Source organism: Flavobacterium sp. ACAM 123, from assembly GCF_000264055.1.
Lineage (GTDB): Bacteria > Bacteroidota > Bacteroidia > Flavobacteriales > Flavobacteriaceae > Flavobacterium.
Window position 1 is genome coordinate 20,480 of record NZ_AJXL01000008.1, and the last position, 16,446, is coordinate 36,925.

11 protein-coding genes and 1 pseudogene are annotated in these 16,446 nt (G+C 33.5%); 7 read left to right on the top strand and 5 right to left on the bottom strand.

Translation table 11 applies throughout. From position 1 onward, the window contains the following. Positions 1 to 6 precede the first annotated feature (6 nt). The 6 genes from A3SG_RS0102405 to A3SG_RS0102430 all read left to right on the top strand — a co-directional run bounded on the left by A3SG_RS0102405 (position 7) and on the right by A3SG_RS0102430 (position 7,124). Complete coding sequence (locus tag A3SG_RS0102405) at positions 7 to 732, top strand: sensor histidine kinase (protein WP_016988409.1); 726 nt, start codon at positions 7 to 9, stop codon at positions 730 to 732. 4 nt (positions 733 to 736) lie between these two features. Next, positions 737 to 1,147 carry a response regulator gene (locus A3SG_RS0102410; protein WP_016988410.1) on the top strand — a complete coding sequence of 137 codons (411 nt, stop codon included), beginning with the start codon at positions 737 to 739 and terminating at the stop codon, positions 1,145 to 1,147. Between the two features lie 37 nt (positions 1,148 to 1,184). Next, positions 1,185 to 1,592 carry a response regulator gene (locus tag A3SG_RS0102415; RefSeq protein WP_157485272.1) on the top strand — a complete coding sequence of 136 codons (408 nt, stop codon included), beginning with the start codon at positions 1,185 to 1,187 and terminating at the stop codon, positions 1,590 to 1,592. Between the two features lie 6 nt (positions 1,593 to 1,598). Next, on the top strand, positions 1,599 to 3,956 hold the full coding sequence (locus A3SG_RS0102420; RefSeq protein WP_016988412.1) for a response regulator: 2,358 nt from the start codon (positions 1,599 to 1,601) through the stop codon (positions 3,954 to 3,956). 178 nt (positions 3,957 to 4,134) lie between these two features. Next, complete coding sequence (locus tag A3SG_RS0102425; RefSeq protein WP_016988413.1) at positions 4,135 to 4,497, top strand: response regulator transcription factor; 363 nt, start codon at positions 4,135 to 4,137, stop codon at positions 4,495 to 4,497. Between the two features lie 1,094 nt (positions 4,498 to 5,591). Beyond that, positions 5,592 to 7,124 (top strand): SulP family inorganic anion transporter, encoded by a 1,533-nt coding sequence (locus tag A3SG_RS0102430; RefSeq protein WP_016988414.1) that lies wholly within the window; start codon positions 5,592 to 5,594, stop codon positions 7,122 to 7,124. A gap of 792 nt (positions 7,125 to 7,916) precedes the next feature. On the opposite strand, the gene A3SG_RS0102440 is transcribed toward A3SG_RS0102430, so the two are convergent. The 3 genes and pseudogenes from A3SG_RS0102440 to A3SG_RS0102445 all read right to left on the bottom strand — a co-directional run bounded on the left by A3SG_RS0102440 (position 7,917) and on the right by A3SG_RS0102445 (position 9,839). Then, positions 7,917 to 8,231, bottom strand: coding sequence for an HPF/RaiA family ribosome-associated protein (locus tag A3SG_RS0102440; RefSeq protein ID WP_016988416.1), 315 nt, complete (start codon positions 8,229 to 8,231; stop codon positions 7,917 to 7,919). Positions 8,232 to 8,500: 269 nt separating this feature from the next. Beyond that, a pseudogene (locus A3SG_RS23030) lies at positions 8,501 to 8,896 on the bottom strand (murein L,D-transpeptidase catalytic domain-containing protein); the annotation flags it as partial. 406 nt (positions 8,897 to 9,302) lie between these two features. Further along, complete coding sequence (locus A3SG_RS0102445) at positions 9,303 to 9,839, bottom strand: GNAT family N-acetyltransferase (RefSeq protein WP_016988417.1); 537 nt, start codon at positions 9,837 to 9,839, stop codon at positions 9,303 to 9,305. Between the two features lie 1,171 nt (positions 9,840 to 11,010). On the opposite strand from A3SG_RS0102445, the gene katG reads away from it, so the two are divergent. Further along, positions 11,011 to 13,272, top strand: coding sequence for a catalase/peroxidase HPI (gene katG, locus A3SG_RS0102450; RefSeq protein ID WP_029596569.1), 2,262 nt, complete (start codon positions 11,011 to 11,013; stop codon positions 13,270 to 13,272). An 818-nt stretch (positions 13,273 to 14,090) separates the two neighbouring features. Here the strand turns inward: katG and A3SG_RS22695 are convergent. Both A3SG_RS22695 and A3SG_RS0102460 read right to left on the bottom strand, forming a co-directional pair. After that, the gene (locus A3SG_RS22695) at positions 14,091 to 14,222 is read right to left on the bottom strand and encodes a hypothetical protein (RefSeq protein WP_016988419.1); all 132 of its coding nucleotides are present in this window, start codon (positions 14,220 to 14,222) and stop codon (positions 14,091 to 14,093) included. 538 nt (positions 14,223 to 14,760) lie between these two features. After that, on the bottom strand, positions 14,761 to 15,345 hold the full coding sequence (locus A3SG_RS0102460; protein ID WP_016988421.1) for a fasciclin domain-containing protein: 585 nt from the start codon (positions 15,343 to 15,345) through the stop codon (positions 14,761 to 14,763). Between the last annotated feature and the right edge of the window lie 1,101 nt (positions 15,346 to 16,446).

Below are 16,446 nucleotides of genomic sequence, written 5' to 3' on the forward strand. Positions count from 1 at the left end.
AAAAAAATGGAGTCAGAAAAAAAATGTCAAGAGGAGTTAACAGCCCTTAAAAAAGAACTTGAAGATTTTGTTTATATTGTTTCGCACGATATAAAAACACCAATGAGAGCTATCGTAAACATTGCTACTTGGATCGAAGATGATTTAGGAACTGATGTTGATAAGAATATTTTAGATAATTTTAATTTATTAAAAAATAGAGTAGGACGTTTGGAAAACATGATGAATGCGTTAGTAGAACTTTCACATGTCAATAGCATAAAAATGGATCTATTTGAAGTAAGTATTCCAAAAGTGGTTAATGATTGCATTGCAATGTTAGGGGATAAAACAAAGATAGAATTTCATATTAGTTATAATTTAATTGATGAAAAATGCATTACTTTGGGTAAGAAATTAGAAAAAGTAATTTATAGTTTGCTTCATAATGCTGTTCAATTTCATGACAAAGAAAACAAAAATGTCTTCATCGAAATCATCGAAAATGAAATCGATTATGAAATAGTGATTAGCGATGATGGTCCCGGTATTCCGGAAGAGGTTAAAGACAAGATATTTTCCATTTTCTATACGGTGCATTCTAAGGATGTTTTTGACTCGACAGGAGCAGGATTAGCGATATGTGATAAAATAATAAAAATGATAGGAGGAACAATAGAATATACTCCTAGGTTGAATGGAGGTTCCATTTTTAAATTTAATTGGCCTAAAGCAATAACAATAAATAATTAAAATTATGATAAAGAAATTGGTTAATATTCTCTTGGTAGAAGATGATGAGGTGGATGTAATGAATGTAAAAAGAGCGTTCTCAAAAAACAATATCAAGAATGATCTTTATGTAGCCGGAAATGGTGTTGAGGCGTTAGAAATGTTGCGTACCTCTATTGTTCCTTTACCAAGGATCATCATCTTGGATATTAATATGCCTAAGATGAATGGAATAGAATTTCTTAAAGAACTGAGAGTGGATGAAAATCTTAAAAACATCTCTGTATTTGTGATGACTACTTCAAATGAGGATAGTGATAAAATTAATGCCTATAATCTTAACGTCGCCGGGTATATTTTAAAACCATTATCCTTCGAAAAATTTATCTCCTCAGTTGCCACACTTAAGAATTTTTGGTCTCTATGTGAAATGTAGTACCTTACAAAAGTAAATTATGATAAACTCAAACATTTTGTTAGTAGATAATTGTAAAGTTGATATTGAAAATGCCATTTTAGCATTTTCAACGCTCGGTATAAAAGCTAATTTACACTTTGCTAAAAATGGCTTGGAAGCTTGGAATATGCTTCAAGGCAATCATAGAGTTTCTCCAACACCTAAAATTCTTTTGATTGATATTAATCAGGAAGGTATTAATGGTATAAGTTTAATAGATAAGATAAGAAGGCACAATGATTTAAAATCAATATTAGTATTTGTGATCACAGATACAGATAATGAGAAAAATAAAAGCGATGCTTTAAATTTAAATATTGCCGGATACCTACGTAAACCAAATGATAGCGACAAAAACATTGATTTTTTTTCAATCCTAAATAATTATTGGAATATTATTGAATATTCAAGTGAGAAAAAATAAAATGATATGGCTACACCTTTAAATATATTAGTCATTGATGATGACAAAGTCGATTTGACTACTATAATTCGATCTATTTCACATTCGGGCATATTAGCGGATGTGCAAAGTGCTTTTTCCGCTAAAGATGGGATTGAAAAGATTAAATCATTTCCTTATGATTTAATCTTTTTGGATTATCTAATGCCTGATAGCGACGGGATTTCTTTTCTAAAAGTTCTCAAGGATTTGGGAATAGAGACACCAGTAATTTTTGTTACATCGCAGGGAGATGAAAAGATTGCAAGTCAGGCGATTTTAGGAGGGGCATCAGATTATATTCCAAAATCACTATTAACTCCAGACGGCGTTTCACAAAGCATAAGAAATGCGCTGAAGGTTCATGAAAGTCTGACGCAAAGAAAGAAAACGGAATTAGCTTTAAAAATTAACGCAAACCGACTTTCAGAAGCTCAAAAATTGGCTAAAATTGGATTTTGGGAATTAAATCTAATTGATGGGGCTGTTTTCTTCTCGGAGCAAGTGTATACTATTTTTGAAATTGGCGAAAATAGTACTCCCTCGTTGGCCCGCTTAAAATCCCGCTTAATTAATTCAGGCGATGTTAAATTATTTGAAAGTAATTTGGATTTTGTAGAGAAAAACAATTCAGAAGTAAAGTTCAGTCACAGTTTAATAGGAAAAAATGGAGCTGTCAAATACATTAATGAATACATAAAATGTTTGAATGATGAGCATAATCAACCCCTCAAGATTTTGGGAACGATTCAAGATGTCAGTGATCAAAAGCACATAGAAAGAGAACTTATAAAGGCAAAAGACCTGGCAGAGCAATCAGTGCGAATAAAAGAACAGTTTCTTACGAACATGAGTCATGAAATCCGGACTCCAATGAATGGTATTATCGGGTTTGCAAGAATTCTGGAGGAAACATTATTAGACAGTGATCAGAAGCAAAGTGTAAAAGCTATTAAAAGAGCTGGAAAAAATTTAATGGTTATTATAAATGATATTCTTGATTTTTCAAAAATTGAGGCAGATAAAATGGTAATTGAAAAAGTAAATTTTTCTTTGTCAAAAAACATCAAAACTGTCATAGAGTTGCTCTCTACAATTGCGGAAGAGAAGGAAGTAAAATTACTTTATGAGCTTGATCCGAAAATTAATGATTTATTAATTGGCGATCCCACTAGGTTGTCTCAGGTTTTGATTAATTTATTAGGGAATGCTTTGAAATTCACTGATAAAGGATATGTCGAGTTACTGATTTCACAAGAAATAGAATCTGAATCAGATAGTTTTATACGATTTACAGTTATAGATACAGGTATTGGTATCCCGCAGGATAAAATAGATTCCATATTTGAAAGTTTTAATCAGGCGTCTAATGAAACTAGCAGAAAATTTGGAGGCACAGGTTTGGGCTTAACTATAACCCGCAAACTGATTGAACTTCAGGGCAGCGCAATAACCGTAAAAAGCGAAATGGGAAAAGGAAGTTCCTTTTCATTCCTGATGCAATACGAAAAAGTCAAAAGTGGAGCTACTGATATCACTATAAATGAAAATAAAAAATTAACTCCTGACTTTCTAAAAGAGATAAAAATATTATTAGTTGAGGATAATGAGCTCAACCAACTTTTAGCTATTAAAGTTTTTAATAAATGGGAGAAGGAAATCGATATTGCCGACAATGGAAAAATAGCCATTGAAAAAATCGAAAAGAATAATTACGATATTATTTTGATGGACATTCAAATGCCTGAGATGGATGGGAATGAACTTACAAAATACATTCGAAATCATATGGGAACTAAATCGAATATCCCAATAATAGCATTGACAGCACATGCTACATTAAAAGAAGAACAGCGCTGTATGGAAAATGGAATGAATGATTATTTATCAAAACCATTTCATTTTAAGGTATTACTTGAAAAACTATATAACAACTTAATGAAGACAAATACCTTTGTTTCATCTGACTCAGCTCTACCGACAGTTAGCACTGAAGGCTTAATGGATTTTACACATTTAAACGAATTTGCGGACGGAGATGCTGATTTTATAAAAGAAATGCTACTCTTGTTTATGCAAAACTCTCCAATAGCCTTACAAATAATATTGGAATCAAATGCTGCGGATGAGATTAATATTCTAAAAGCAGAAGTTCATAAATTTAAGTCTTCTGTCAGTTTGTTAGGGATTACTTTAGCATCAAAAAGTATTGCAATTATTGAGGAAGAAATCAACATGAACCCTTTTGGACAAAAGAGGAAAGAAGAAGTAATTTATCTTAATCAAATTTGCCAGTCTGTTTTTACTGAATTGGAATCATTATTGCATGGCTCATCAATAACGTAGTCTAATTTTGTCGCATAGCATTAAATACAAATAAAGTATTCTGATAGTTTTATTTATTAACCCATTAAAATTAATGACCTACCAATAATAATTTTGAAATAGATATTCTTGCGACAGAGATAGCAAACTCAGTTTTTTAAATAATTATTTTCCCCAAATAATAATTAAATTAAATCAAATGAAAATTTTAATAGCCGAAGATGATGAAATGATGCTTAAAACAATGGAGTTTAAGCTAAAAAGAGAAGGATTTGATGTAATTGCATGCGCGAATGGCGAAGAAGCGATTACTAAAATCATCACTGATAATCCAGATGTAATAATAACAGATATTATGATGCCGTTTATTACCGGACTTGATATTGTCAGAAAGGTGAAAGCCGAATTAAAACTCAACATCCCTATAATAGTATTGTCTGCCGTTGGTTTAGAAAAGACGGTTTTGGAAGCTTTCGAATTAGGTGCAGATGATTTTATAACTAAGCCATTTAGTCCAAACGAGTTAATTGTCAGGGTAAAACGACTCGTGTTAAAAGTGTAAAGGATAGTGGTGTCAAATGATTTAGAACTAGTATTTTCTTATATTTAAAAATCGCTACGCTGAGAGTGATTTTTTTTGCAATAATAAAAATCTTAAATAAGTATAAAAATAGGGGCTGTATATCGTTCAGGCTATTCGAATTTTAAGATTTTTAGAATACAACGGCATCAATATTTGCTCCCAAATCTACCAAATAAGCAGAAATGTTTTTTACAATTTCACGATACTTGTAGATATAAAAATATGGGCTAGAGTCTGTTTCTAGTATTTCCTGTGATTCATAACCACATCATCTGAAGTTTTATTGGAATAGACCCCTCAGTTGTCAACTAGCTAATTCTCTATATCTAGATCTCTAAAAAGTGAAATAAATCGAGTTAGCCCAGCAATAAAGACTTCCTGTTCTTGTTCCCAATAATGCCTGAACTGGCATCTATGATTAGTTCCTTGCCAAATTGATTATTCTAAGCATAACAGTTGCACGTTACTATTCTCAAGAGATTTTAATCTGAATTTAAGATGATCTTCTTCTCTCAAACAGGCTAAGATAGAAGAATTACGCTTCCATTCTCATACCGGAATGGTTATGGAAACCTCAGTTTTCTGACCAGGTCTGAATTCACATCGGACAGGTTTTTCACTTATGAAACATTTTAAATAGTGGGTGATATATTTGGTTTCTAATACCCTTATCATCCAATTTTTAATTTATGATGATTGTGGTATTCGAAGTGTCTGCATCTTATAGGACCAGGCTAGCATTAAAACGACATAGAATAAATTTAACAAAAGAAACTATAATGGAGTATATGTATATCTATTTGTTTTTAAATGAGTTATATATTTAATTTTGTTTTTATTGGTGATTTGTTATTCGATCCTTTTTAACATAACTACATTCCTTTTTGAACACCCATTAAAAAAAAGTACATTTGCAGATCAAAATAAAAATTTTTACTTTTTTCTTTAGAGGGTAGGGCTAAGCCATTTTAGGCAAATGGTTACACGTCAATTTTTTTATTGGTTTTAGAGGTTGATTTTTAATTGACGATTCTTTTCCGGACCATAAACTCATCAATATTTTATAAAATAAAATGAAACAGTATTTCAACTTATTCGACTTCACACAAAAAGTCAATTACAGAACGGAAGTTTTAGCAGGTTTAACAGTTGCTATGACCATGATTCCAGAGTCATTGTCATTTGCCATATTAGCTGGCTTTCCACCCTTAGTTGGATTGTATGCTGCATTTATAATGGGATTAGTTACAGCTATATTTGGAGGAAGGCCTGGAATGGTATCTGGCGGGGCAGGAGCAACAGTGATTGTTCTAATTGCTTTAATGAAGTCTAACGGGCTAGAATATGTATTTGCGGCTGTTGCTTTGGCAGGGGTTATACAGATTTTGATAGGTCTGTTTAAGTTAGGTAAATTCATACGGCTAGTACCGCAGCCCGTAATGTTTGGTTTTGTAAATGGTTTGGCTATAATTATTTTTATGTCTCAGCTAGAGCAGTTCAAAACAGTTGTGAATGGGGAAAGTGTTTGGTTATCCGGCAGTCCTATGTTTATTATGCTTGCTTTGGTGGCTTTAACTATTGCAATTGTAGTACTTCTTCCTAAAGTGACCAAAGTTGTACCAGCTTCATTAGTAGCTATTATTGTGGTTTTTGGATTAGTTTTAGGATTAGGAATTGAAACAAAAACAGTTGCAGATATTGCTTCCATAAGCGGCGGTTTTCCTCCTTTTCATATTCCTGATATTACTTTAAGCTTCGAAACTTTAAAAATAATTTTCCCTTATGCCCTTATCATGGCTTCAGTAGGATTAACAGAGGGATTACTGACTATAAACTTAGTGGATGAGATAACGGGAACAAGGGGGAACGGTAATCGAGAATGTATCGCCCAAGGAAGCGCTAATATTTTAAATGGTTTTTTCTTCGGAATGGGAGGATGCCCCATGATAGCACAGACCTTAGTCAACCTTTCTGCAGGATCGAGAGCGCGTCTGTCAGGTATAGTTGCGGCATTAGCGATTCTTGTAATTATTTTGTTTGGAGCACCAGTTATTGAGCTGTTACCAATCGCGGCCTTAGTTGGCGTGATGATCATGGTAGCGATAGGTACATTTGAATGGATTAGTTTTAGAATCATTAATAAAATGCCTAAACACGATATTTTTGTTGGAGTTTTAGTGGCCATTATTACTGTTTTATTACATAATTTGGCATTGGCCGTTCTCATTGGAGTGATCATTTCAGCTTTGGTTTTTGCATGGGAGAGTGCGAAGCGCATTCGTGCTAGAAAATCCATCGATGAGAAAGGGGTGAAGCATTATGAAATATACGGGCCATTATTTTTTGGTTCTACTACTGCTTTTGCCGAAAAATTTGATGTGATTGGTGATCCGGAAGAAGTAATTGTTGATTTTAGAGAAAGTAAAATTTCTGATATGAGTGCAATTGACGCGGTACATAAACTTACAGAACGATATGCTAAAGCGGGTAAGAAGCTCCATTTGCGTCATCTAAGTGCTGACTGTCGTCAGCTGCTGCATGCTGCGGACGACGTTATTGACATTAATATCATGGAGGATCCTACTTACAAAGTGGTGGCTAATTAGAAAAAAAACAGACTTTATAAAAACTCAAGTCTGTTTTTTGTTTTAAGGTTTGGAGTTCGTTTTTATAAATTAAAACACTTAGATTTAAGTGTATTTTTTCCCATTAGCATTTTAGCTCTAACTGGTCGTACTAGTTTTTTGAGTTCCAAAATTGATAATTACGGCCGTTTTATCTCCTTCAAAAGAGCGGGTAAATAAAATTTGTTTCTCTTTTTACTCTAGTCTATCGTAATCCTCATGTTGTAATAATTTTTAGTTATTTCGCAGTACTATTCATTTTTTATATCTGTTAAGAATAGGTTCTCTTTCCTTTGCTAAAGTTTGAATATTTAGGTTGAGTTATCCTGAGGGTCCTCCATGAGCATAGCCTTATGCAGCCATCGTACTCGCTTTCGCTTTGAAAAACAATAACTCGCTGAAAACGCATGGTATTTCCATAATATAAGGTAAATACCTTTTGCTGAAGTTTCTCTTCTTTGATAAGTTTTCCCTATTCCATCGCACAAAATTATAGTTTGCTATTTATAATTTCATCCGATTATTCAAGAGGCTGAAGCTGTGTTACCGTGGTTTTTTCTATGAGGTTAAAAAAACGTTCGAACACTTTTGATAATGATGCAGTAGAGAAGGTGGAAAACAGTTTAGATAGAAATATAAAAAAAGACGCCTTCATTTTTTATTAAATGAGGGCGCTTCTCGTATTACTTTATGGATGAAGGAAATAAGAAAAAAATGCCTTATCTGATAATGTATTTCTGTCTAAAAACGTATAGGATTATTTATAATTATCAATTAATGATTGTTCAAACGACCAAGTGTGCTTTCAAGAGATGCTTTTAGCTTGTTAATAGCCCCTTTTACAGCCAAATCATGAGTGTTTCCGTTATTTGAAACAACAATTGGTTTCATTCCTTCGAGTCTTGCTTCCAGTTTACATAGCTTATCGTTTTGTCCTTCTTTTTGTCCGTTTTCATCTGAAAAATGAGCTTCTATCCTTGTAATATGCTCGCCAAACCTGCTTAATTCTGAGGTTATTAAAGTATTTAATTGTGTTCTGAATGCTTCGTGTAACGTTAAGTTGTTATCTGAATTTAATTGGATAGTCATAAATTTATTTTTTATTTGTTAGTGATTTTTTTTACTGAAAAAAAGTATTGAAAAATAAGACGATATTTCTCGTTTTTTTAACTTTTATGCTCCTTTACAGCAAATTTAATGTTTTGTAAATCTAGGCTTTTTGGGATGGAAAGTGTTATATATAGCTAAAAATAAATTACATGATTCACGCATCTTCGCAGTACTGATTCTCTTTTTTAATATAAAGAAAGTAAGCGAAAATGGATATTGGAAGTCGAGAAAATACCGGCTACTTTTATTTAATAGTAAATGTCTAAAGTGATGTTGCTCTTAGAAGCGTCAATTTGTTTTTCAATTCGTTGATAATACTGTTGATTTATCATCTGACAGCCAAAACTGTATTCGATCTGATTGTTTTTTTCTTTATGGGGAACATCAGTACTTTTGTGGAGTACAATGGTTCTAGAGAATGATTTGTTGTTTGTATTATCTAATCCATGCAAGTTGTATGCCTTACCAAATTGTCTATGGTAACTCTTTCCGATACTGTAACTATCTAAGGAAGTAAAAAGAGAACCTCTTTCATTACTAAATTTTTGGTTTCCATCACTTTTAATTCGGGAGCTGAAACCATGCGCTGTTAATCCTTGATCTAGGCGGATATCATTTTTAAGATCATAAACAAAAAACCTGTTTTTCCTGACATTACTTGCATATCAATAAAAAATGCTATCTATTGATTATAATGAGGATTAGTGCGAACTAATTCTTTTATCTGCTTTACCTGTAGTAACAGTTTTTCCTCTGTTGTGATAGTTAAATCAGAATAAGCAAAGGTGTTATTTTTAACATCTTTAGAAAAAAGGTTGCATGGCAATAAGAAGAGTCCTATTGATTGTATAGTAAAGAATATTTCTCTCCTTTTTTTCAGTATTATTTTTATTTTTCTTTCAACCTGTAACTGATTATTGAATGATCGTATTTAAATTTGGTACAAATTAAGTTGTTTTGAAAAGTTACGAAAATAAAAACTAATTATTGAAAATCAGAAATTTAACAGGTCTAGGGACAAGCCTGCCAGCTGATTTTAGTTATTTTACCTTAAATAAATTTATACATGACATACATTCCTCTTAAATTGTCATGTATTAAGTCAAATTCCAATTTGAATGTACCACAAATTTGGAAGTCCATTTTTTCATAAAATACCACTGCTTTTTCTTGAGTATCTATTGCTTCTAACCATAAAATGGAATGGCCACTAACTACCAATCTTTTTTCTGTCCAATGGATAAGGGTTTTTCCGATGCCTCTGCTATGAAAAGCGGGGTCGAGATAAATTCGATCTAATTTAGCGGACTTTCTATCTTTAAATTCTGCCAAAGGAATATTTTCGATTAGTTTTAATATCCCAATCGTTTCAGATTGATAGTGAACAAAATAATAATAAGAATTTGGATTGTCGAGGTCTCTTGCAAGGTTAGTATAGGAATATATTTTTTCCATATACCAGCTACCACTATCAAGCCAGAGGTGGCGGTATTCTGGAAGATATATTCTTTGCATTAGGTCGAATAATTTTTCCTGGTCAGTAAGTTCAATTGCTTTTAAGGTAATTGTATCGGATACTATGATCATATTTTTATTGCGCGCTTTTATTGTTGTGATATTTATTTCAAGTTATAAACGCAAGATATTGGTTATAGTTAGAATGTGGTGCTTCAAAATTAAATCTTTTTCGAGGGCAATTATTTATTCTCCTTTATTTATACAACGCTATGTTTTATAGCGTCTTTACAAGAAGTTAATTTAGGTTTTACTTTCTTGATGTTTTAAAATATTTATTTCAATCTCTTAAATCAATAAGGAAATGAATACTCTTTTTTTTAAATAGTATTTGGGTAATATAGTACATCTGTGATTTATGTAATTAACATCAAAAATTATGTAACCCAGGGTGATTGATAGAGGTATATTTTTGGTTTCACCTCTCTTATTTGCTTCAAATATGCGAATCGGAGTTCTTCATAAAGCAAGAAATTAGGAATTATTTCTTAATTAATGTATTTTCTATTAAATAAGCACTAAAATAAATACTTATGAAAAACTCTTCTTAACCTAAGAGAATTGCTTGGATCATTGGCTTGGGCTGTGGCATTCTCGGAATTATTGGTGACTATACGCATGTTAAGATTTTAAGTCAATATAGTTACGGCCTGTTATTAGTTGGTTTTCTGGTATTGGGTGCTGGAACTACTTTAGAGAGGTTTGGTTTTTTTTTCTATTGATTTAGTACCAGTAATTTAAGGATTTTAATAAGGTGCCTTCGCTAGATAGTAAACACGATATTTTATCTTAAAAACAGAATTACCTCTCGCTATTTGACAGAGCGGCGAGCCTCGACAACAGTTATTTTGAAAGTGATTTTGTTATACACAGTTGGTTATCCCTCTAATGTATTGAAATCATAGCAGTTGCTGTTTAATTATATTAATTAGTCTCTTAGTTTTCTACCGATTAATAATAAATACGCACCATAGCTCGTCTTCATTAATTGGATTAGTTCGCCATACGCTTCAGTCAGTCATCGCGTCCGTAAAAACCTCACTTTTAGATGATTTCAATTAGCTAGATGCCATAAGGATCTTTTATTAGCCATTGTTGAGTGTTTATAATTTTGTATATTTATAAAAGGTGTTTTTAAATCATGACTATAGTATTTACCTATCATTATATAAAATCTATAGATAAAAATTATCGAAATACTTATTGTATTTTTGACGAACGAATAAATTTAAATTTTTTAAATATGGAAAAAAATAAGCAATCAAGTGGATCATCTTATAAGATGAACAACGAAAGCAAGTGTCCTTTTTCTGGAAGCGCACCGCAGAAAGGTGATGGAACCGAAGCAAAGCAAAGTGCTGGAGGTGCTAAAAGTAATAAGGATTGGTGGCCAAATCAGTTACAATTGAATATACTTCGTCAACACGCAGATATATCCAACCCGATGGGAGATAATTTTAACTACGCTGAAGAATTCAAAAGTCTGGATTTAGATGCTGTTAAGAAAGATATTTTCGATTTAATGACGGATTCCCAAGATTGGTGGCCAGCCGATTATGGTCATTATGGACCGTTCTTTATTAGAATGGCTTGGCACAGTGCTGGTACATATAGAACAGCAGACGGCCGCGGAGGTAGTGGTGCCGGTTCTCAGCGATTTGCACCGCTAAACAGTTGGCCTGACAATGCAAACTTAGATAAAGCGCGTTTGTTGCTATGGCCTATTAAACAGAAATATGGTAGGAAACTTTCTTGGGCTGACCTTATAGTTTTAACCGGTAACTGTGCTCTTGATTCCATGGGATTAAAGACTTTTGGTTTCGGTGGGGGCCGTGAGGATATTTGGCAATCTGAGGAAGATATTTATTGGGGCTCTGAAGTAAAATGGTTAGACGACAACCGGTATACCGCGGAGCGTGAATTAGAAAATCCGTTAGCAGCAGTTCAAATGGGACTTATTTACGTGAATCCAGAAGGACCTAATGGAAATCCTGACCCACTTTTATCAGCACGTGATATTCGAGAAACGTTTGCACGTATGGCAATGAATGATGAAGAAACAGTAGCGCTTATAGCTGGTGGCCATACTTTTGGTAAAGTACATGGTGCTGCCGATCCAGAGAAATATGTAGGCCCTGAACCAGCAGGTGCTGGCATCGAGGAACAAGGCCTTGGTTGGAAAAATAGTTTTCGTACTGGGAAAGGAGAAGATACTATTTCAAGTGGATTAGAAGGAGCTTGGAGTGCTACGCCTACAAAGTGGAGTAACAACTATTTTGAGAATCTTTTCGAATTTGAATGGGAATTAACTAAGAGTCCTGGGGGTGCACATCAGTGGAAACCTAAGAATGGGGCAGGAGCTGGTACAGTACCAGATGCTCACAATCCATCTAAAAGGCACGCACCGTTTATGCTTACGAGTGATTTAGCCTTAAGAGTGGATCCTATCTATGAACCAATTTCAAGACACTTTTATGAAAATCCTGATGTTTTAGCAGATGTATTTGCTCGCGCTTGGTTTAAACTAATGCACCGTGATATGGGACCAATAGTTCGTTATCTAGGTAAAGACGTTCCTAAAGAGGAACTAATCTGGCAAGACCCGATTCCGGCTGTAGCACACAAAATAATAGATAATACGGACATAGCAGCGCTAAAAATAAAGATACTTGATTCAGGACTATCTGTGTCGCAATTAGTATCTACTGCTTGGGCTTCTGCATCAACTTTCCGTGGGTCTGACAAACGAGGAGGCGCCAATGGAGCTCGTATACGACTTGCACCTCAAAAGGATTGGGAGGTTAACAATCCAACTCAATTAGCGAAAGTTTTAGAGACGCTTGAGCATATTCAAGTAGAATTCAATAAGGCTCAGTCCGATGACAAGGAGGTTTCGATCGCTGATCTAATTGTTTTAGGTGGTTGCGCAGCTATCGAAAAGGCAGCAAAAAGCGCGGGTCACTCGGTTATTGTTCCTTTTATAGCAGGACGAGCTGATGCATCGCAAGAACAAACGGATGCAGAGTCATTTGATGTGTTAGAGCCTGAAGCAGATGGCTTTCGTAATTATTTGAAAGCCCAATATACCATATCTTCAGAGGAAATGCTGATTGATAAGGCGCAATTGATGACGTTAACTGTACCTCAAATGACCGTTTTACTTGGTGGAATGCGTGTATTGAACACCAACTTTGATCAGTCTAAACATGGCGTATTTACGGAACGTAAAGAGGTATTAACTAATGATTTCTTCCTTAATCTACTAGATATGGAGACAACATGGAAGGCAGTTTCTGAGGCTGAAGATGTATTTGAAGGTAGCGATCGTACGACTGGTGAAGTGAAAGGGATTGGTACACGTACAGACCTCATATTTGGTTCTAACTCAGAGCTACGCGCTATTGCTGAAGTTTATGCATGTGCTGATTCATCAGAGAAGTTCGTGAAAGACTTTGTGTCTGCTTGGGATAAAGTGATGAACTTAGATCGTTTTGACTTAGTCTAGTAGATCAAAAAATAATACTATATGAAAAGAAGCTGTCCGAAATGGACAGCTTCTTTTTTTGCTTTATGTTGTGGTGATAATAAAAAAAAACTAATTTAGTTAGTTCATAGGACCTCTTTAACCTATTTGCATTGATGAATACTTATTTTAGAATTGACTTTAGTCAACTCTTTATTTGGTATTATAAATAAAATTGATCCTGTTTATTTATATAATAAGTTTTAAGAGATCTGATTACGCTGTAAAAAGCAAAATCGATTTTTTTGTTTGGAGTTGGAAGCGTTTTATGAAACTTCAATAAGCTACAGTTTTGAGCGGTGAATGTTGTGCTTTAGGATGTGAAGAATAATTTAATTTTCACAACATAATTTAAAGACTTTGGTGCGCTATTTGATTCGAAGGTTTGATGCTTAACTAAGATCTAAGTCTTGATCTTGAGGTGTTAAATGTAGCACAAAAAGCCATGCTTAAAAACGTTGATAGCATGTACTTCGTAAAAAGTTTAATACGTATCAATGTAATTGCCGGTCGCTGTTGTTTGCACCGAGAAATCAAAGAGTCTCTTTAGTAGGTCGCAAATAATGACAATCAAAATAGAGACTCTGTGGAGCTGATTTTTGGTAAAAAAGTGAAATAACTGAGATATTGACAGGAGTAAAATGATTAGGCAATTCAAGCTAATTATTTATAACTTCGGAAGTTTTGACGTAGCGCCGTTATTGTTGCGATGCCACATTAGATTGAAATTTACAATTAACAATATGCTTTAAAATATGTACTTCGCTCTTTGTCAAGACGAACCACTGTATTGACAGTGATTATTTCTTACTGTCTTTAATTTTCTTCTGCAGTTCTGCATCTTTTTTACCAGTATTTGTTAAAGCATAAGCAAATGCAACACCAAACACGATAGTGATTATTCCTGCGAAATAGGGTATAAAATCAGTCATTTTTGTCCCTTTTTATTAGATGTAAGTATATCCCAAAGCAAAGTATTGATGGTACCCAAAGCCCTATAAAAATAGCTTGATTTTCATGACCATCAAAAAATAAAATTTCAGAGTAAACTAATGAAGCAAAGGCTGCTACAAATAGCAACGCATCGGTTAAGTTAAATTTATAAAACATTTTGTATTAATTATTTTAGTCCTACATGTATGGCTTCTAGGAAGACGCCCCGTTTTTTTTAGTGGGTTCTGGACTCCACTTTATTAATATGTTTTTATGCGATTGCATAGTCAGACTATTCTTCTGGTAGAATAACTTATGTTTTAAAGATGCAAAAAAATAATAGTAAATTCTGAGATTTCAAAAGTACATCTTTTTAAATTAATTATAAGGTGAGAGAGCTAACTTTATCTTACTCTAATACTCTTTAAATGAAAAAGCACATCTTATTGTCAAAAATGGAAACACTATTATTCCTTAGCTTACAATAAAAAAACCGCCACAAATTTGTGACGGTTTTTAATATGAGAAGTTAAAACCTTATTTAGGCATAACTACTGTATCAATTGCATGAATAACTCCATTTGAAGCAGCTACATCAGCAAGAATTACTGTTGCAGTTCCGCCATTAGCGTCTGTCAACATCACTTTTCCGTCATTCAAACTTAGAACAATTGTTCCTCCTTGAACAGTTGCAACACTGTATTTTCCATTATTGTTATTTATTGCATCGATAACTGTTGCTGCGTCAAATTTTCCTGCTACAACGTGATACGTTAAAACTGATTTCAGTTTGTCTAAATTTTCTGGTTCCAATAGGCTCTCTACCGTTCCAGCTGGAAGTTTTGCGAATGCAGCGTTATTTGGTGCAAAAACAGTAAAAGGACCGTCTCCACTCAACGTTTCAACTAAGTCTGCAGCTTTCACAGCTGTAACAAGCGTTGAAAAGTCTTCATTTGCAGATGCAACTCCCACAATGTTTGGTGTTTCTTCTACCATCGTTGCGTCCATTCCTACTGCTGTTGAGTCATTCATTTCAGTTGACTCAGCTTCTTTTTTTTGTCCACAAGAAGCTGTAATTACTCCTACTAATACCAATGCACTGATTGTTTTTACTAATTTCATAGTTTACTATTTTAGATTTAAATTAAATTAAGAAATTCAAAGATAAGCATTTATCTTATTTGTTCACTATTTTTAACGATTAATTAAACAAATAGTAAAAAAGATGCTTAATTATCGGTTTCGTTCACCGTTGTGCCATGCTGCTCTTACTAAATTTACACTCTCAGAATTCACTATTTTATCTGCATTGCGCTGATTTTAAGCTTGATTTAGTACAACAACCGATCTAATTTACAAAAAAAATACATAGTAGGAGTTAAATCATTCAGTTTTTTTATATTGATTAACGATTTCTGAGAAACTATCAGCTATTATGGTTAATATGTTGATTTATCTGATTTAATTTCACCCTATTAAATCATAAAGTAATGTTTTAATTGAATAGTTACAATTAAGATCATCCGTGCTCTTCTTTTTTATTTGGTGTAGGAGTTTATCCTAGGAAACATTCTGTTTACAAGTTCAGGCTTGGCTTTTGTAAGTGCTCTACTAAAACAAAACTTTCGTTCTGCTATGCTATCTGTAGTTTTATGAAATACAGAATCTTATAAATCACAAACTGTTGTTTGTCTGTCGTGAATCTCTTTCCCATAAAGGGTAGTGTGTAATACTGGCGTTGTTATTTTAATTACTTCACTGTTTTTTTCTTTTGGCAAATGTATCAATGAAAGTATGCAAGATTGGAAATCGCTTTTTTCGCACAATAGTGGACTACCCTTAAAGATTGCACAATGCTAATCCTGAAGTGATATTATTAATTGTGCCTAATGACTTTAGTTTTATAAAAAGGGACCACAAATGAAGTGGAGCTATCCTATTTATTATAATTGCAACATTCGCCTTTTCATAAAATCATCTTCAGAAATAGTCGGTCGGTTTTGAATAATAGTTTTGCTTAATACATATTGTCGTTGATGTGCTTCTTTGAATTTCAATTTTAGGTTGCTATTTTCTCAGTTTCACAGATAAACCATAGACTTTTTTAATATCAGATTGAAAATTGTTAGCCGCTTCCTGCAAAGCTTTTTCCCGTCTGCTACAAATGATTGATTTATTTCCTTGCTCGAGAAACCTTTAAATTTCACAAGGAGTAATTCTGCT